We start from the raw sequence: 19,795 nt of genomic DNA, 5'->3' as shown, positions 1-19,795 counted from the left end.
TTTATGCAGTATTTAAAATATATAGGATTAGGAATCGTTTTTGGGATCATGTTTACCAAAGCTGAGATCATTTCATGGTTTAGAATTTATGAGATGTTCCGTTTTGAAAGTTTTCATATGTACGGTATTATAGGTTCTGCTGTAATATTGTCCATCATTAGTACTACGATCATAAAAAAAATGGGTATTAAAGACATTGGCGGTAATCCAATTGTGTTTAGTCCAAAAGATAAAGGATGGCGCAGATATTTAATGGGAGGATCTATTTTCGGAATGGGATGGGCTTTAACAGGTGCATGCCCGGGACCACTTTACGTATTGATTGGTAATGGAGCTTTAATGGTTATAGTGATTATTTTGTCAGCAGTTGCAGGTACATGGTTATATGGCTATTTCAGTGATAAATTACCTCATTAATATGGTTTTCGAAACGGAAAGATTGTATTGTAGAAACTTAACCTCAGCTGATGCGCAAGCATTTTTTGATTTGAATGAAGATCCTGAAGTATTAAAATATACCGGGGATACACCGTTTAGTCAAGTTACAGATGCCAAAGATTTCCTGAATAACTATACCGAATACCAAAAGCAAGGATATGGTCGTTGGGCCGTAATTCGTAAATCGGATGGCGTATTTTTAGGGTGGTGTGGATTAAAATATCATTCTGATATGGATCAGGTAGATTTAGGATTCCGTTTTTTTAGAAAATATTGGAAGAGGGGATATGCTTCAGAATCTGCACAAGGAGCCATTACATATGCTTTCTCAGATTTAGAATTGGACCGTTTGATAGGTAGGGTACAGGAAGGAAACGAAGCTTCAGTTCATGTACTAAAAAAGCTTGGATTCCAATTGGAAAGAAAGTTTGATTTTGAAGGAAAACCCGGACTTTTATTTGGTCTGGATAAGTCTTAATTTGTCTGCCCTTTCTTGGCTTTTTTCAGCTTGCGTTTTTCCTGTTTTTTACGACTTCTAGCTACTTTTTTATTGATAATAGCCAGATTCTCTTCACGCTCCTCTTCTTGTTGTTTGTAGTATTCTGCTTCGCAATCTCTTTTGTTTTCAGCTTTTTTCAAGTGATTAGATAAGATACAACCTAGATTGTCCCAGCTTTTAAAAGGTTCTGTATAAGCAATACCAATTCCCTGGGTATATGGCGAAATATTTTGATATACCGGATTGAGTTCGTTTGATCGATTGAATACCTTTCCAACAATATTCCCCTTGCGATTGACTTTATAAGAAACCGTAAATTCACCAACGAAGTTATTTGTCTTGGTGGTAGTACTACTGCTTACATTTCCGGAGATTCCAAAGTTGGTTTCCACCAAAACCCGATCATTAAATAGCTGCGTAGAAAGTGCCACTTCAACTTCATCTGCGGTAATATTATCTCCCGGACTATATCGAACCCCTACATCAAAATCATTACTAATTTTAGAAAGCCAGTTACTTAGCTGATTAGATAATACTTCAGTAGAATTGGTCGCTAACATATTAGAACTTGCAGCCACATCATTTCCGGTGATGGGCATAAACTTATTCAGAATCAGTAATCCAAAAACCTGCTTGTTGCGCTCTCCTTCATCCAGGCTATTGAGAAGCGTTTGAATTTCATCATACTTTGGCGGAAGTTTAAATGAAAAGGATAAATCCGGATTCATATAATTCCCCGTCATTTTTAGCATGACGTCCACAGGAACACGCTTTTTCAACTCTGCTGTATCGTAAGCCGCTGTAATTCCAAGTTCAAATAATGCGGTTCTTACGTTATATGATGCTGTAATATCTGCTTGTCCTTTATAGGGGTCACCATTCCATGTAAGGCGACTTCCTGAGTTAATAACAAATCGCTTGCTGATTACCTTTGAGAAGGTAAAGAGATAGAATCCTTCTGAAATTTCATAATTTCCATAAATGCTAAAATCGTTATCCTCGTTGATTTTTAGATTAATTGTTCCATCCCCACGCGCTTGAATCTTGTCTGAAGTAAACTCATCAAAGATTAATTGTACCATCGCATTTTTGTTTAGCTCCATGGACATATCCAGATTTAATCCAAAGGTTTCTTCTTTATGCAAATCTTCCTCAGGGATAACTTCAGTTTTAATATTGATATCTTTAAAATAGATATAATCCTTTTGCGCTACTTCATCATCCTCAAAGAACGGAATGTAGACCTGTGTGCCCGGACCGGATTTAACATTGGCCGATAAATTGAGGTTTCCATCGTAATCGGAATCAATGCCAATTGTGGAGCCGGGATTTAGATAGATCGTTCCGTAGAAATAATCATTGTCAACTTTGGTCGTATTAAATGCTCTAAAAAGACTGACAGATGTAACGGCCAAATCAAAATTTATATCGTCAAAATTATTGTGAAATAGAGAGAAGTTGACCTGCGCTTTTTTTCCTGCGGCATCGGTAATATATATCGCATCTGCACCGATGAGGTTAGGGCGAATAAAAACATCCTGATCATTTACGTAAAGAACTTCGTTCAAATAAATCACTCTGGTTTTTACTTCATTGAGCGTGAAGTTACCCTGGAGTACAGGCTCATTAAAAGTGCCTGTTAAACTGGCTGTCCCATTAACGGTTCCGGAGACCTGATCAATAAATTCGGTAAAAAACGGTTCTACAACATTTGCTGGAAAATGATCTAATGAGAGTTTAACATCCAATTTGTTTTCCTTTCTTTTAGGGTAGTAAGATCCGTCCAAAGAAATGGTTTTTAAAGTATCATTTTCGAAGTTTAAGTCCAGATCGAACTTTTCATTTTCAGCATCCCATTCTGATTTAAGATGACCTGAACCTAATTTTTGGTGATTGAATGTCAGGTCTTTAAAATTAGAATTGGAGTAGAGACGAATATCATTATATACATCTTTAAGTATGGTAGAGCCGTCCACAATACCCTCAGTATGAATGTTGTATTTATTGAATAACGGGTTGAGGAATTTCAGGTTAAAACTGTCTACTTCAATTTCTAATTCTTTTTCTGGGTCTTCACTAATAAAACCATTAAGCCTAAAGCTTTGATAGCTTTGCGCCAACATCACATCATTAAATACATATTCTTTTTGGCGTTTGATGATTTCACTGGAATCATGCAGCGCCCAAAGTGTATCCTTGATGGTTACCCAGGAATCTGTAAACCCTATTTGGAAGTTTTCAGGATCAATAAATTGTAGGTCAAAATTGATATCACCTGCATTTCTATTTGAATCCAGATAATTATCCCAATGTAAGTTGGATTGAATTAAGTTTTCTATGGCTTCGGCCTTCACATTAAAGTTCTCGATGTAGTTACTATCTGTAAACAATACAGAACCAATTCGTGCTTTTAAGTTAAAAGTATCTGTGGTAAGTTTTGCATTTAAATCCAGGTCTGCAACATCCTGACCTATGAGATTCATTCGAGAAGAGTTGGCTAAAAGTTCAATCTCTTCTGCTTCAGAATTGAATGAGAAATCGATATTCAGATCACTTTTGAATGTAACCTGTGGAATGAATATAGCAGAGAACCCACTGAATTTTTTGGCTTTTAAAACCAAATGGAAATTCTCTACAGTTTCAGGTTTGATTTGTGGTTCACTATAAACAGAAGGGAGCCATTTATAGATCACATAATTAAGAGATTTGAGTAGTTCCTTAAAGTAAAATTGTCCTGTGATTTGCATGGTCATGTTATCGGAACTAAGCGCTAGTGTTTTGTCCTTACCGGTAGTAAATGCCAGAAAATCTACTTTTTCCAACGTTACCGGTTTTCCATTTTCAACATAATGGAAATTTCGTAATCCCGCTCGACCCAATACATTGTCAAAGGAATCTCCCTGGAAGTTAAAGACCACTTCGGTACTCACCGTTGAAGAACTGTCTTTATCCATTAAATGAAGTTGTCCTGGGCGAAGATGTTCAATTTTTGAGGAGAATTCATATCGGGGAACTTCACCCCCCAAAGCAATGCTGCCATCAAATGAGAGATTCACATTGGTATCTACAATGTCCAAAAGCCCTTTAATGGTTTGGTCGATAATGGTACCATCAAATGTGATATCCTTATAGGTGTACCCCATAAAATCAAATCGAGATGCTTTTCCTTCCACTTCCAGATCCATTTTTTCAAAGGCCAGGTTTTCTCCTTTAACCTGAATATCCATACTGACCTTGCCTAATAAATCTTGTTTATTCATGATTCGCGCTAAATCAAAATTCGTGGTTTTAATGGCTCCACTATACCTTACTGTCCCGGATTCTTCTTGCGCCAGTTGTAAGTCGGTATTGATGATCTCTTTATCGGATTTAAAAGTCCCATAGGTTACAAAATCATTATAGAATCCAGTGAAATTCCCTTTAAAATCAATGGTGCCTGCATTATTCAGAAAGTGTGGGATTTCCAATTGTTTACCTTCATTAAATGGATAGGCCTTTATCGAGGTTAAATCATTGTAATTACTACTAAGATGTTTGAATTTGCAGGTGAATGATGTAGACTCAAAATCCGGTAATCCTACAATGAAAATTCTCCCATAGAGTGTAGTCGCTTCACCATATTGCAGAAAAATATCCTGAAATTTCATATCACTTACCGGGCCACGCTCTTTTCCAAATACGGTTACTTCATAATCTAAGCCTTCCAAAGGAGGAGCAAAATAAGCGATGTCTTTAAAGTTGATGATAGAGGTGTCCAGTTTGTATTGCATATATACCTGATCAATAAATTCGGCATATGAAGCTATGGAATCGTAAGTATACTCGAGATCTAATGCTAAATCAGAGTACGGGGTTTTAATCTTTAAGTTTTCCACCTGAGTAGTGGTTGGACTGAAAATCGCATCTCCATAAAAATGATCTAATACGAATCCAGACCTTTCTGACCAGGAAAAGGTATCAAAGTGTCCGTTAAATGAATCATTGACCATTTTAAAGTTGGTCACATCCAAATTAATCTGATTCAATTCAATATGGTTCCAATCCACACCAAATGGAATTACCTCATAGTTATCATTATCCCAGATAAAGTGTCCGTTGGTGACGATAATGTTCGAAGCATTTATCAGAATATTCATGCCACTTGAGGTCGTGTCATTAGATGAAAAAGCATCGATTAAAAAAGCCAAATTGGTATGCTGACTATCAATAGTTTGTTGAAGATTATATACCGGTTGATCAATTTGAACCAGCCCAAATTGGAGTAGCGTAGTGTCCTCTTTGAAATCAAAAGACTCTATTTCAGCATCCAGATTATCGATATAAAACAAAGTATCATGTTGTAAATCTTCAATATAGAGTTTCTCTAATCGAATAAATTTAAAAAAGCTGATGTCCACCTTATCCACCTGAACTACAGTATTGAGTTTTTTTTCAAGATAGGATGCTGCTTGTTTTGCAATTAGAGTCTGCCCAAAGGAGGTCCACAAAAAGAACTGTATCAAAAGAATGAACAGGACGAGTACAATTGCAATGTACTTAAGTATTTTGAGGACTTTTTTGATAGTTTTGTTTTCTTTAAAAATAGTGCCAAAAACTACTGGCTAAAATCGTTTGCAAAATTAATTAAATGAGTGCACCAATTATCATATTAGGAATAGAGTCTTCGTGCGATGATACCTCCGTTGCAGTTATAAAAGATGGTGTACGATGTTCAAACGTAATTTCCGGTCAAACCGTACATGAAGAGTTTGGAGGAGTTGTTCCGGAACTGGCTTCCAGAGCGCATCAACAAAACATTGTTCCAACTGTGGAAATGGCTCTGAAAAAGGCGGATGTTAAAGTGGAAGAGATATCCGCTATAGGCTATACGCGTGGTCCGGGTTTATTAGGTTCATTATTGGTTGGAAGTTCATTTGCTAAAGGATTGTCTATGAGTTTAGACATTCCTTTGATTGAAGTGAATCATATGCAAGCGCACATTTTGGCTCATTTTATTACAGAATCTGATGGTTCATCAAATATTCCTGAATTCCCATTTTTATGTTTAACGGTTTCGGGAGGACATACCCAAATCGTAAAAGTGAACAATCATTTTGATATGGAATTGTTAGGTCAAACGCAAGATGATGCAGCCGGAGAAGCATTTGATAAAATTGCTAAAATCATGGGATTACCTTATCCGGGAGGGCCTTTGATTGATAAATATGCACAAGAAGGTAATCCGGATGCTTTTGAATTTCCAAGATCAAAAATGCAGGGGTTAAATTTTAGTTTTAGTGGATTAAAGACTTCAGTTCTATATTTTCTGCAAAAGGAAATCGCCAAAAATCCGGACTTTATTAATAAAAATAAAGCAGATATCTGTGCTTCGGTTCAGTATACCATCGTAGAAACATTATTGGGAAAGGTTAAACGTGCCGTAAGGGAAACTGGAATTAAGAATGTAGCTGTAGCAGGTGGAGTATCTGCAAATAGTGGTTTAAGAAGAGGTTTATTAGATCTTCAAAAATCAAAATCCTGGAATGTATTTATTCCTAAAATGGAATATACGACTGATAATGGGGCAATGATTGCAATTACTGCGTATTTAAAATTCCTGTCTGGAGATTTTGCTTCAAAAGGGAATGCTCCTTTGGCAAGATTGAGTGTCGAGAATGATTTGAGTAGCAAATAATCAGGGACTGCAAGGGGTTGATTTTTAGTTGATGTCACCTGTTTGTCGGGTGGCTGTCGTGTAGATGCTTAGAGCAAAAAAGCAGTTGTAAATACTTTTGTTGGAGAAATGAAAAGTATGAAAACATATAGCAAAGAAGTCTTTCTCTCTTTGATCAAAAAGATGAGACAAGAAAGACAATGGTCTCAAGAACAGTTGGCTGAAATGACGGGGTTGAGTGTGCGTACCATTCAGAGAATAGAACATGATCATAAAGCCGGATTAGAATCTATTAAGGCATTGTCTGCGGTATTTGAAATTGAGATTGTTGAGCAGGATACTGATGGCACAGCTCAAAAAGAAAAAGAGGAGAAGTATATTCAGAGCATTAAGGGATTATATCAATGGGTTATGTGGGCAGTTTTGAGTTTAATTTATCCGGTGATTAGCGTAATTCGAGGAGATATGTCATGGACCGTAATTGGGTGGATGCTTTTTTCCTGGTCTGTATTTTTTGTGATATATGGAATCAGCAATTTTGATTTTTTCGGTGATAAATGGAAGGAGAAACTTCTTAAAAAGAAGTTCCCCGATCGAAACTCTTAATGTTGTTTATTGGCTTTTTTGGATCCACGATATAATTCATAATGTACAAACCGGGTTTCCAAAGGTCCGTTATATAGCTTAATTCGTTTGCTGGTACGCAATCCAATATGTTTTAAAGCATCTTTATTTGAGGTGATAATCCAGGCGTCCCAACCCTGAAAGTTTTGTTTTAATGTATCCCCAATTTCTTTGTAAAGACGATTGATATCTTCAGGAGTCAATCGTTCTCCATAAGGCGGATTAATAATGATGACCCCTTGATCTTCTTTCTTTTTTAAATCCTTAAATGCCGATAGTTGTGAAGTTATATGTTTATCGCAACGTGCATTTCTGACATTGTGATTTGTTGAAGCAAGAGATACATCGGAAATATCACTGGCATATACTGGAACTTTCAAATCTTTTACCGCAGATTTAGCTTCATTTCTAACCTCAGACATGAGATCTTTGTCGAAGTTTTTCCAGGTATTAAAACCGAATCTTGAACGATACCATTGCGAAGGAATTCTTCGGGCTTGATATACTGCTTCGATTGGAATTGTACCAGAACCACACATCCCGTCAATTAAAGGAACTGAACCATCCCATTTCGTTAAACGAACCAAAGCAGCTGCTAAGGTTTCATTTAAAGGAGCTTCGACTGTTTCTTCTCGATAACCTCTACGATTTAAAGTCGGACCGGAAGCGTCTAAATAAATACTTACAAACTCATCTGAAATATGCAGGAAAAACTGATAATCCGGACGATCCTTATCAATAGAAGGACGTTGCCCGCTTTTTTGACGAATACGATCTACTATAGCGTCTTTTAATTTTAAAGAAGCGTATTTGGTATGCGTAAAGTGTTTAGAATTGACCGTGTAATGAATAGCGAAAGTGCTTTGATGACCCATAAAATCTTCCCAACTCAGGTTATACGCCTTTTCATATAATTGATCAGGGTTGAATGCTTCAAATTCATCTAAATAAACCAATACGCGAAGTGCATGCCTCAGCTGAAGACACGACTTGTAAATAAATTTCAGATTTCCAGAACAATGTACTACACGATTTCCTACTTCAACATTTTTTGCACCGAGCTGTTTTATTTCATCTGCAAGTAGTTCTTCTAACCCGTAAAGAGTAGTAACGGCAATAGTTTGTTCAGATTTGGGATCAAAAATTTTCTTCACATTCATAGCGCAAATGTAAAGGTTTGAAAGTTCCGAGATAGTCTAGTTCCAAATCATTTTTGGAAGGTCCGTCTATTTATTTTATATTGACAAATATTTCGATATCCAGCCAACTATATTAATTATTAATACGTCCTATACCTAGATTATTCTAAATGAGCCAAATATATAGCTATACTCAAAGGTTGTTGGTAATGCTATTGCTGTATTTTACAGTAGAGGTTTCTTATGCTCAAATTGTGGCTGATTTTGATGCGGATTCTACCGTGGGATGTGTACCCTTTATCGCAGATTTTAATGATTTGTCCACCGGTGGAATAGTTTATCGCCACTGGGATTTTGGCAATGGAAATACAGCTGTTGGGAATAATATGAACCCTTCTGCGGCTTATAATTCTTCGGGTACTTATACTGTAACGCTTACCGTTTCTGATGGGGTGGATACGGTTAGCATCACCAAAGCAGCTTACATTCATGTTTTAGCGGCTCCAAATGCGGCTTTTACTTTTCAGCCAACGGTAACCGGTTGTGCGCCATTTCCATTTCAAGTCACGGATTTATCTATTCCTTCAAATGCACCTATCTCCTCCTGGAAATGGGATTTTGATGATGGAACCCCAATCGTAAGTGGTCAAAATCAAACGCATGTTTATGCCAATGCGGGAACATATTCTGTGACACTTATCGTTACTGATACGCTAGGTTGTAGTTCTACAAGTGTGCAGCCTAACCTTGTGAATGTACATCCGCAACCAAGTGCAAATTTTTATACAACGGGATCAGCAACGGCATGCGCCCCTCCCTTAACGGTCAATTTTTTGAATTCATCAACGGGTACCGGAACATTAACTTATAATTGGACGATTGACGGTACAAGTTATACCACACCTACAGTAACATCCACCTTTACACAACCAGGGGGATATGATGTGGAATTAATTGTGACAAACACACTAGGTTGTACAGATACCTTGTCCATACCAAACTACGTATGGATTGGAAGTATTCAGGCAGCAATGGATATTCCTGATACTACTTGTCCGGGGGTACCCACTACGATGACCAATATTTCAAATGGTGGAAGTAACTTTTATTGGGATTTCGGAGATGGTTCTACAGATTTTGGTCCTGTGGTAGATCATATCTACACGACTCCAGGTACCTATACCGTGACTTTGATTTCAAGTGCAGGATTGAATTGTGATGATACAGTAACACAAGATATTGTGGTGGAATATGTTCAGGCTGCTTTTACGTCATCGCCAAATTTCTCATGTGAACCATTTTTAATAGCAAATTTTGTAGACCAGTCTATTGGAAATATTGTGGAATGGAAGTGGTATTTTGGAACTCATCCTGGATATCCAAGAGATTCTAGTGATGTACAAAACCCATCACATACGTATTACGGAGAAGGTATATTTGATGATACTTTAGTGGTGACTACAGCAAATGGTTGTAAAAGTATGGCTGTCATACCCGCCAATGACACTATTGAAATTACTCAGGCTTATTTCACGCCCAGTGTGTCAAATGGATGTGCACCGCTTTATGTTGACTTCACTAATTTAACAACACCAGTAGCTTCAATAGACAGTACTATTTGGGATTTTGCGGATGGTTCTCCGCTAGATTATAGTTTCTCTCCAAATCACACTTTTATGAACCCTGGGGAGTATCAGGTAGAATTGACTGTTATTTCTGTAGATGGCTGTACAACCAATTATCAGGTATGGATAGAGGTAGGGTCTGTCCAAACTGCTAATTTCACTATTGATACCATAGTCGCATGTGGTTCTGATACCGTTAATTTTATTAACCTATCACAAGATACCAATTTATTGGATGAATACTTCTGGGACTTTGGAGATGGAACTTCTTCAAGTGATTTTGAACCTGCCCATTTATTTTTGGATACCGGATATATGAGTGTGTCATTAGTGGCATCTTATAACGGATGTAAGGATACTATTACCATTGACTCGATTATACATATTTCAGGTCCCGTCATTGGATTTGATAATATTATAAATTGTGACACACCAAACCTGATGACATTTGTTCCTCATGCGCTTGGTGGAACAAGCTTTTGGTGGGATTTTGGAGATAGTTCTACTATAGATTCTGTGAATTGGAATACATCACATTTATATCCTCCTGTGGACTCCAATTATATGGCTATTTTAACCGTCTATGACTCTACTACCGGCTGTTGGCAGGACGCAGAAGTCGAACTGGCTATACGGTTTTTAGAAGGTATATTAACGAATTCTGATACCACTATTTGTAAGGGCGATGTAGTGTTTTTTAATACAGGTTCGTCTATAAATGCATTGGGAGATGTCCGGTGGGGATTCAATACAGATACGGCATATTCCTCGGGTTTTACCAATAATCAGTTTACGTTTACGCAACCCGGATTAAATCATGTATTTGCAGTTGTACGTGACCAAAACGACTGTACGGATACATTGGTCAATGATATATTCGTATATCACCCGGTGGTTGATTTTGTCGGAAATCCTACTTCTGGTTGTGATCCGTTACCGGTACAGTTTACTGATTTGACCGTTACTGATACAAACATTGTCTCATGGCATTGGAAATTTGGGGATGGCTCAACCTCTTCGTTGCAACATCCGTTGCATATTTATGATGGAGTACTCAATAATACTTATGATGTAGAATTGATAGTGGTAGATACTTTCGGGTGTACTAACGAACATGAAAAAACGAATTACATTCATACTACCCAGCCACCAGCGAGCTTTGCAGTAGTCAATAATCTACTATGTGACGGAGATTCAGCATATTTCCATAGTGCACCCACAGGAACGAATTTTACTTATTTCTGGGATTTTGGAGATGGGACCACCAGTACATTATATCAACCGCAACATGCCTATTCTTCAGGAAACTATACTGTTTCTTTAACCGTAACTGACGGGATGGGTTGTGATTCGACTTATGTAATGCCTCAAAATATTGATGTTCAAAGTTTACCGATAGCAAATTTTATCGCAAATCCTACCGTTGCGACTTGTTACCCGGCCAGTGTCATGTTTACGGATTCCAGTATTGTTCAGAATGGAGCTACATGGACCTGGAACTTTGGTGATTCACCGAATTTTGTTACGCTAAGTGGGACTACCGCACAGAACTTATATAATAACCCGGGACAGTATGATGTGACTTTGGTAGTGAAAACAACCTATGGATGTACAGATACAATTACGAAACCTAATTTTATAAATATAGGAGGTCCTGTGGCTAATATTACAGTGAATCCGGCAATTGGTTGTGTGGGAGATACCGTATTCTTTGATGCCATAAATAACTCTGGAGCACGATTATTTACCTGGGATTTTGGAGATGGAGTAGTCGATACATCATCATACCCTCAATCTATGATAGGACATATGTATACCCAACCCGGAAATTATCCAATCATTCTTTTATATGCTGATTCTTCCGGTTTATGTCAGAAAAGTGATAGTATTATTTTGGAAGTGGATCATGTGGAATCACACTTTTTAACGTCACAAGATGATGGATGTGTCCCTTTAAGTTTAGGGGTTATTAATCAATCTTTTGGTGAAGATAGTTGGAGATGGTTTTTAAATGGGAATCAGGTCTCAACAAATTTTACAACCGGATTTCATTTAGATTCTGCAGGAATGCATGAAATTAAATTGGTTGCATGGGATTCGCAAACGCAGTGTTCAGATACTTCTACGCATATAATTGAAGTTTTCCCGCTTCCTGATGTTCAGGCTATTGATGATAAAGCAGTATGTATTGGAGACAGTTACCAATTAAATGCGAATCCTGCCGGATTGACCTATCAATGGGGACCGAATACCTGGTTAGATAATCCGAATATTAAAAATCCGGTTACTACGCCTACCAGCGATATTCAATATGTGGTTACTGCAACGGATTCTAACCTATGTCAGAATACCGATACGGTTGAAATTATAGTACAACATAAACCACAAATTTTATTCTTCCCGTCAGATACCTCAATTTTTATTGGAGGAGATTATCAGGTGTATATGTCTTCAAATATGCCGTTGCTTTATTCCTGGAATCCGGCAAACTCAGCAAGTTGTAGTGATTGTGCGGAACCGTTGGTATCACCTACTACACCAACCGTATACACCCTCACGTATCAGGATACCAATATGTGTTTTGTTAGTGACACCTCATTTTTTGTACACGTAGAAGAAGATTTTTCAGTATACATCCCAAATTCGTTTACACCTAATTGGGATGGAGATAATGATTTATTTATGCCTGTAACTTATGGTATTAAAGAATTGGTGTACATGCGCATCTTTGATAGATGGGGAGTACAGGTCTATGAAACAACCGACCTTAACCAGGGATGGGATGGAAGAGTAAATGGTAGAATCACAGCGCACAACTCTGTGTTTTCCTATAAAATCAGCGTAAAACGATTTAATGGAATGATCGAAGATTACGTGGGAATGGTAGTTTTAGTTTCCCGTTAGAGCTGGTCTCTTAGACCTAGCATTTTTAAAGCTGTAACCCCCGCTTCAACACCTTTATTTCCTAAAATACCTCCAGATCGATCAATAGATTGTTGTTTGGTATCATCAGTAAGTACTCCAAAGATGATCGGTTTATTTGTTTTTAAACTAACATCTTTAACACCTTGGGAAACTGCCTGGCTCACAAAGTCGAAATGAGACGTTTCTCCACGAATAACAGTACCAATACATACCACGGCATCAATTTCAGGTTTATTAGCCATCCATTGGGCAGCAAGGGGTAATTCGTAAGCACCGGGAACATCATGCCTGATGATATTTTCTTCTAATACACCATTATCTAACAATGCGCTTTCGGCTCCGTCTGCCAGATTTTGAGTAATATCTTCATTCCATTCACTTCTAATAATGGCAATAGTGTATTTATTGCCGTTTGGAACATCTTCAGAAGAATAGTCAGATAGGTTTTGATGTATAGTTGCCATTTTACGATTGTTTTAGCTGCAAAAATACATTGTTGTACGCTTTAAAAAAGTTCTATACTATATTTCCACATTAAAGCAATGACTAAAAAGCGTAATGTCTTCCCGATAAACATACCAGTAAGGGCTTTTAGAGGATGAATTCGGGCAAAACCGATAGCAGCAGCCATTGGATCTCCAATTCCGGGAAGCCATGTGAATAAGGCATAGATAAAGCCATATTTTTGTGCGCGAATCATTTGCACTTCAATTTTGTCTTGCGGGATTTTAAACCATTTTTCCAACCAGGACCATTTCCCAAGTTTCCCCATGTAATAGGTGATCATCCCACCAATAGTATTTCCGACACCCGCAATAATGATCAGATAATTCATATCATATTTAGAATAGAGCAGAGCTAAAAAAACGGCCTCAGACCCTAATGGAAGGATAGTTGCGGCAAGTATAGCGGAGAAAAACATTCCCCAGTATCCGAGTTCTATCCAGTCCATTGATTCAAATTATTTGAAATAAAAAAAGCCTTTTCCATAAATGCTAGAAAAGGCTTTTAAATATGATTTTGAAGGTTGTTTATTTTTCAATAAATAACCAGTTTAATTGTCTTTCAGATATTTTAGAGTAACCATAGAAGAATACTCCAACGAAAAATAAGTTACCTAAAATACTATTTAACAAGAATGGTAACCCCGCTTCAAATGCTAACATCAAACCAGCCATGTCCTGAGAATAAAAAGGACTGTGTAACCATGTACCGAAGTTAGTAAGCACGAAGAACAATAAGGTACTGATAATTGTTACGCTCACAATAGGTAATGCTTTAAAGCTTTTAATCGTAAAGTGAGAGATCACTGCCATTAAGATAAATGCAGCATAAATCCATCCAGAAGATTCACCGAATAATACGAAACTATCATAATATGTGCTGTAAAAAACGTTATTGATGATTAAATCACTAACGAAAATTGCAGAAACAGGAATCAAAATTACTGTTAAAGAATTACGCATTGTTGCTCCACCTAAAATAGCTATTGCAGCTACGGCAGTAACATTTGGCCAGTGAGGAATAATACGCGACATTGCTACTGCAAAAACAGTAATGAATAAAACAGAAATTTTTGGATTCATTTTTGAAAGCATAATTGTATAATTTTGGCAAAAATAGTCAACAAATTCTTTAATCAAGAATTGAGATATAATTTATTGAAATCGTAGAACCAAACTCTTAATACCAAAAGGATAGTTTCGATATATATAACTTTGATAAAGAATATAATAACTTTGGCTAAGGATGTTCTGCATATTGCAGTAAAATAAAGGACACTAATTCCGAAAATGCATGTACATAGATAGATTCGAAAAAACCGATATGCTTGACCTGCTTGGCAAAATGCTCGTTCACATTGATGCAGATTATAGAGTAATTGATGTAAACGCAGATACATGTAAGGTTTTGGGGTACACCAAAGCTGAGATGCTAGGAAAAAACTGGTTTAATCATTTTGTCCCGGATGAGGATTCTCCATTGAACAGTTATAGTGTGGAAAAAATGGATGAGTTTTACGACACTCCTGTTTTGACAAAGTATGGGAAAGAAAGAATGATATCCTGGCAGAAAACCACGATTTATGATGAAGAAAGTGGGGATATCTTGAGTTACGTATGTATTGGTGATGATATAACCAAACATGAAAATTACCTGACCACATTACACAAAATTTCTTCTTTACTTCTGGATTATAGTCCGGAAGTTCCATACAAAGAATTTGTACGTTTAGTAGGAGATGCGGGGAATGCAGATCATACCTATATATTTTTAAATACCTATGATGAAGACGGGAAAATCTCAGCGAATAAGGTCAGTGAGTGGGGGCGGAATATGTTCCTGGACAATGATGACGATCTTCCCGGATTAAAGTATTTGGTGGTCAATGAATTTGCTACAGAATTAACGGATAAGTTAAAATCCGGAGAGGTGATTAATCTGAGAACATCATCGTTTCCTAAATGGGAACAAGAATTTTTTTCAGAGTTGAATATTAAAGCGATCTTATTAATTCCAATCATTGTAGATGAAGAGTTTTTTGGCTTTATCGGTTTTGATAACCGTGAAACAGAAAGAGAGTGGACATATTCTGAATTGGAGTTTTTGAAAGCTGCGGTGAAAAACCTGGAGCAGCGAATCATTCGATCTAAAACTTTAGAGGCGCTTAAAAATCAGAACTTACGATTTCAAGCCACAATGGATGCAATTGAATCCATTATAATCGTATCTGATTTGCAATCGAATGAGGTTATTTATTTGAATAAATACGGCCAGAATACATTAGGAAGTGTAGTAGGTAAGTCTTTTACAGATGTATTAGATATTGATGGAGATTTACCAAAAGAATATATAGATAATACTTTATTATTATCGGGGAGTGGAGAACCTGCTGATACAAGGGAATGGGAGTTCTTTAGTCAATCGAATGATGTCTTTTATAATTGTCAGGTAAAGGCCATCAAATGGATTGATAATAAATGGGTAAGATTAGAAACCGTAACGGATGTTTCATCAAAAAAGGAGAATGAAATTTCCCTCAAGGCAAGTGAGGCGAAGTTTCGTAAACTGTCTACGATTACGGTCGAAGGAATTATTATTCACGAACAAGGAATTGTAAGTGATGCCAATGAAGCTTTTAGTCAGTTGTTTCAGTATAGTTTAGATGAACTTATTGGAGTGAATATTATTAACCTAATTGTCTTACCAGAGTACCATGAAGGAGTTTACGAGAATTTAAAAGTAAAGAATCCAAAAGCTTACGAGATTCAGGCGCGAAAGAAAAATGGGGATATCATTCCGGTAGAAGTAAAGGCCAAGAGTATTTCATATGATAATGAAGTATTAAGAGTAGTTGCCATTCGAGATATTACCGAAAGAAAAGAAGCGGAGAAAGAGCTGATTAGACAGAAAAATAAAGCGGAAGAGAGTAATAAATTGAAGACACAATTTTTGAATAATATGTCTCATGAAATACGCACTCCGTTAAATGGTATTGTGGGTTTTACGCAGTTTTTGGATGATCCTGAATTATCTGATGAAAAGAAGAAACATTTCATTAGCATTATTCAGAGCAGTAGTAATCAATTGGTACGTATTATTGATGACATCATTGAAATATCGAAGCTTGAAACGAAGCAGGTTAAACCGATCTATGAGGAGGTGAATTTGAATTCATTGTTGTTAGAACTATTCTCCATATTTGAGTTAAAGGCTAAAGAAATGAATTTGTCATTACATCTGATCAAGGGACTAAGTGATCATGATAGTATGATATACACAGATAAAACCAAGCTACTCAAAGTATTGAATAATCTGGTGGAAAATGCACTAAAATTCACTCATCAGGGAGAAGTGGAAATTGGTTATAGGTTGAATAATGGTCAGCTGAGAATATGGGTGAAAGATTCCGGAATAGGTGTGCCTGCTGAGAATCAGAAAATCATTTTCGAACGCTTTTCTCAAGCGGAAAAAAACACTTCTAAAGTTTATGGAGGATTAGGCCTGGGATTATCCATAGCAAAAGAAAATACGAATCTTCTGGGGGGAGAGATTACCATTGAATCGGAGTTGAATAAAGGAGCTACCTTTAATGTAATTATCCCATATAATCCGGTTAATTTGGATCATAAAGCTGATGTAGAGGAAATATTAGAAAATGATCAATTTAAAGTATTGATTGCTGAAGATGAAGAAGTAAATTTCATGTTTTTAGAATTCCTTTTACAGGATATGACAAGTGATATTCACATTGTGAATGTTAGGAATGGAAAAAATGCGGTAGAATACTGTCAGGATCACCATGATGTAGATCTGGTCTTTATGGATCTTAAAATGCCAATTTTAGATGGTTTTCAGGCTACTAAACAAATTAAGAGTGAACAACCTGAGATTCCAATCGTAGCTATTTCGGCATATTCAGGAGTAGAAGATAAGGAGCGCGCAAAAAATGTAGGTTGTGATGATTTCCTCACAAAACCAATAGATGTAGAGAAGTTTAAAGAGATTTGTCAAAAATATATTGCGGAATTAGTCGTTTAACCCAACATTCTGTTAATAAATTCGTAATTTAAATTTTAAGATGAGTTAAACTCATAAATAGTTTTGCTAATAATGGGGATTATTATATTTTTAATCTCTGAACGCAAATGATATTCGTCTCTAGTATAATTTAGGGTAATGGAAGATTTAAAGATACCGTTAAAGAAGTATTTTGGCTTCAATAAATTTAAAGGTGATCAAGAGAACATAATTAAGAGCATATTAGAAGGTAAAGACACCTTTGTAATTATGCCAACTGGAGGAGGGAAATCTCTAACATACCAGTTACCAGCTTTGCTACAAGAAGGTACCGCAATTATTATATCTCCACTAATTGCATTAATGAAAAATCAGGTAGATGCGCTGAGGGGGTTTTTAACTGATGATAGTGTCGCACACTATCTAAATTCATCTCTAAGTAGAGGGGATGCAAGGAAAGTAAGAGAGGACCTTGTAAATGGTGTGACAAAAATACTTTTTGTAGCACCGGAGTCTTTAAATAAGCAAGAAAACGTTGATTTCTTTAAAAGTTTAAAGATTTCATTTGTAGCGGTTGATGAGGCACACTGTATTTCTGAATGGGGGCACGATTTCAGACCGGAGTACCGAAGAATTCGTGAAATGATTAAGCAGATTGATGCAGGTATTCCAATTATGGCTTTAACTGCAACTGCGACACCAAAAGTTCAGATGGATATCCAGAAAAATCTAGGAATGACGGATGCGAGTGTTTTTAAAGCATCATTCAATAGACCGAATTTGTACTATGAAGTACTTCCAAAAATTCATCCTGAAAAACAAATCATAAAATACATCAAAGAAAATCCGGGTAAATCGGGAATTATATACTGCTTGAGCCGTAAGAAGGTGGAAGAGGTTGCAGAAACGTTACAGGTAAATGGAGTTTCAGCATTGCCATACCATGCCGGGATGGAAGCATCCAGAAGAGCGAAATATCAGGATATGTTCCTAATGGAGGATGTAGATGTAATTGTAGCTACAATTGCATTCGGAATGGGAATTGATAAGCCGGATGTAAGATTCGTGATGCATTACGATATCCCAAAGAGTTTAGAAGGTTATTATCAAGAAACCGGAAGAGCTGGACGTGATGGTGGAGAAGGAAGATGTATTGCATATTACGATTACAAGGATATTGAGAAACTTGAAAAGTTCATGGCAGGTAAACCTGTTGCTGAACAGGAAGTGGGTAAGCAGTTGTTGCATGAGGTGGTTGCTTATGCCGAAACTGCAATGTCAAGACGTAAATTCTTATTACACTACTTCGGAGAAGAGTGGGATGAGACAACAGCTGGTAAGGATGAACTAGATGATAATCTGGTAAACCCCAAAGAACATGTAGAAGCAGGAAAAGAGTTGGCACATATGTTTCAGATAATTTATGATCTGAAACAACAATTTAAGACCAAGCAGATCATTGAGGTTTTAGTAGGTAAAGAAAGTCCTACGGTAAAAGCCAATAGATTGCATATGAATCCACATTTTGGTAGTGGAAAAGATCACAACGAAAAATATTGGATGGCTGCAGTTCGTCAGAGCTTTGTAAACAATTACATTGGTAAACGAATTGAAGAATACGGAACTTTATTCCTAACCGAAAAAGGTTTGGAGTTCATGAAGAACCCTGGATCTTTCAATTTAATTCTGGATCATGATTATGATGAATTAATGAAAGGTGGAAATAACGTGGTACAAAAAGGAGGTTCAGCAGGAGACCCTGTATTGTATGACATGTTGAAGGATCTCCGTAAAGAAATTGGTCATGCCAAGAACTTACCTCCATTTGTGATTTTTCAAGATCCTTCGTTGCAGGATATGGCTACGCAGTATCCGATTACCATGGAAGAACTTCAGAATATTGTGGGAGTTGGACAAGGTAAGGCAAGAAAGTTCGGTGCTGAATTCTTAGCGTTGATTGAAAACTATGTAAATGAAAATGAGATCGAAAGACCTCAGGATGTAGTGGTCAAAACTGTAGCCAATAAATCAGCATCTAAAATTGGAATCATTCAGGGAATTGATAAGAAAATCCCTTTGAGAGATTTAGCGAGAACGAGAAGCATGACAGATGATGAATTCATTACAGAATTGGAAAACATTGTAGCTTCAGGTACAAAAGTGAACATCGATTATTATATAGATGATGTTTTAGATGAAGACTATCAAGAAGAAATCGTAGAGTATTTTATGGAAGCGGAAACAGATTCTGTTGAAGATGCTTTAGCTGAGTTAGGAGAAGATGATTATACTTTAGAAGAAATTCGATTAATGCGTATTAAGTTTATGTCAACATACGCACTTTAAAAGTTTTAAATAGATATTAAAGAAA

Annotated in this window: 12 protein-coding genes; 7 read left to right on the top strand and 5 right to left on the bottom strand. The window is 36.8% G+C overall.

Translation table 11 applies throughout. The annotated features are described in order from the left end of the window. The first annotated feature begins 3 nt into the window (after positions 1-3). Both KFE94_01150 and KFE94_01145 read left to right on the top strand, forming a co-directional pair. Positions 4-417, top strand: coding sequence for a YeeE/YedE family protein (locus tag KFE94_01150; protein ID UTW66747.1), 414 nt, complete (start codon positions 4-6; stop codon positions 415-417). After that, positions 413-916: a GNAT family N-acetyltransferase gene (locus KFE94_01145; protein ID UTW68187.1), complete on the top strand. Its 504-nt coding sequence runs from the start codon at positions 413-415 to the stop codon at positions 914-916. The genes KFE94_01150 and KFE94_01145 overlap by 5 nt, the downstream gene beginning before the upstream one ends. Here KFE94_01145 and KFE94_01140 read toward each other — a convergent pair. Continuing rightward, positions 913-5,424, bottom strand: coding sequence for a translocation/assembly module TamB domain-containing protein (locus KFE94_01140; GenBank protein UTW66746.1), 4,512 nt, complete (start codon positions 5,422-5,424; stop codon positions 913-915). The two genes, KFE94_01145 and KFE94_01140, sit on opposite strands and share 4 nt — an antisense overlap. A gap of 140 nt (positions 5,425-5,564) precedes the next feature. On the opposite strand from KFE94_01140, the gene tsaD reads away from it, so the two are divergent. Together tsaD and KFE94_01130 are read left to right on the top strand one after the other, a co-directional pair. Beyond that, positions 5,565-6,611, top strand: a complete 1,047-nt coding sequence (gene tsaD, locus KFE94_01135; GenBank protein ID UTW66745.1) for a tRNA (adenosine(37)-N6)-threonylcarbamoyltransferase complex transferase subunit TsaD — start codon at positions 5,565-5,567, stop codon at positions 6,609-6,611. A 117-nt stretch (positions 6,612-6,728) separates the two neighbouring features. Beyond that, a complete protein-coding gene (locus tag KFE94_01130; GenBank protein UTW66744.1) occupies positions 6,729-7,196 on the top strand; it encodes a helix-turn-helix transcriptional regulator in 468 nt (155 codons plus the stop codon). On the opposite strand, the gene KFE94_01125 is transcribed toward KFE94_01130, so the two are convergent. After that, positions 7,193-8,374, bottom strand: a complete 1,182-nt coding sequence (locus KFE94_01125; GenBank protein ID UTW66743.1) for a class I SAM-dependent RNA methyltransferase — start codon at positions 8,372-8,374, stop codon at positions 7,193-7,195. The genes KFE94_01130 and KFE94_01125 overlap by 4 nt on opposite strands. A gap of 149 nt (positions 8,375-8,523) precedes the next feature. Here KFE94_01125 and KFE94_01120 point away from each other — a divergent pair, with 149 nt between their 5' ends. Beyond that, positions 8,524-12,882 carry a PKD domain-containing protein gene (locus KFE94_01120; protein ID UTW66742.1) on the top strand — a complete coding sequence of 1,453 codons (4,359 nt, stop codon included), beginning with the start codon at positions 8,524-8,526 and terminating at the stop codon, positions 12,880-12,882. On the opposite strand, the gene KFE94_01115 is transcribed toward KFE94_01120, so the two are convergent. The 3 genes from KFE94_01115 to KFE94_01105 form a co-directional block, all read right to left on the bottom strand. Beyond that, a complete protein-coding gene (locus KFE94_01115; protein UTW66741.1) occupies positions 12,879-13,367 on the bottom strand; it encodes a 6,7-dimethyl-8-ribityllumazine synthase in 489 nt (162 codons plus the stop codon). The genes KFE94_01120 and KFE94_01115 overlap by 4 nt on opposite strands. Before the next feature lie 41 nt (positions 13,368-13,408). Further along, positions 13,409-13,855 (bottom strand): DedA family protein, encoded by a 447-nt coding sequence (locus tag KFE94_01110; GenBank protein UTW66740.1) that lies wholly within the window; start codon positions 13,853-13,855, stop codon positions 13,409-13,411. Positions 13,856-13,934: 79 nt separating this feature from the next. Then, complete coding sequence (locus KFE94_01105; protein UTW66739.1) at positions 13,935-14,489, bottom strand: hypothetical protein; 555 nt, start codon at positions 14,487-14,489, stop codon at positions 13,935-13,937. A gap of 211 nt (positions 14,490-14,700) precedes the next feature. Between KFE94_01105 and KFE94_01100 the strand changes: the two genes are divergently transcribed. Next, positions 14,701-17,445, top strand: coding sequence for a PAS domain S-box protein (locus KFE94_01100; protein ID UTW66738.1), 2,745 nt, complete (start codon positions 14,701-14,703; stop codon positions 17,443-17,445). A 138-nt stretch (positions 17,446-17,583) separates the two neighbouring features. Further along, a complete protein-coding gene (locus KFE94_01095) occupies positions 17,584-19,770 on the top strand; it encodes a RecQ family ATP-dependent DNA helicase (GenBank protein UTW66737.1) in 2,187 nt (728 codons plus the stop codon). Positions 19,771-19,795 lie beyond the last annotated feature (25 nt).

It is taken from the genome of bacterium SCSIO 12643, assembly GCA_024398135.1.
Lineage (GTDB): Bacteria > Bacteroidota > Bacteroidia > Flavobacteriales_G > Salibacteraceae > CAJXZP01.
The sequence above is the reverse complement of the archived record's forward strand: the minus strand, read 5'-3'. Positions and strand labels throughout refer to the sequence as shown.

Coding starts and splice junctions, on each gene's coding strand:
- KFE94_01150 (UTW66747.1), top strand. CDS start 4: ATGCAGTATTTAAAATATATAGGATTAGGAATCGTTTTTGGGATCATG.
- tsaD (UTW66745.1), top strand. CDS start 5,565: ATGAGTGCACCAATTATCATATTAGGAATAGAGTCTTCGTGCGATGAT.
- KFE94_01130 (UTW66744.1), top strand. CDS start 6,729: ATGAAAACATATAGCAAAGAAGTCTTTCTCTCTTTGATCAAAAAGATG.
- KFE94_01125 (UTW66743.1), bottom strand. CDS start 8,374: ATGAATGTGAAGAAAATTTTTGATCCCAAATCTGAACAAACTATTGCC.
- KFE94_01120 (UTW66742.1), top strand. CDS start 8,524: ATGAGCCAAATATATAGCTATACTCAAAGGTTGTTGGTAATGCTATTG.
- KFE94_01115 (UTW66741.1), bottom strand. CDS start 13,367: ATGGCAACTATACATCAAAACCTATCTGACTATTCTTCTGAAGATGTT.
- KFE94_01110 (UTW66740.1), bottom strand. CDS start 13,855: ATGGACTGGATAGAACTCGGATACTGGGGAATGTTTTTCTCCGCTATA.
- KFE94_01105 (UTW66739.1), bottom strand. CDS start 14,489: ATGAATCCAAAAATTTCTGTTTTATTCATTACTGTTTTTGCAGTAGCA.
- KFE94_01100 (UTW66738.1), top strand. CDS start 14,701: ATGTACATAGATAGATTCGAAAAAACCGATATGCTTGACCTGCTTGGC.
- KFE94_01095 (UTW66737.1), top strand. CDS start 17,584: ATGGAAGATTTAAAGATACCGTTAAAGAAGTATTTTGGCTTCAATAAA.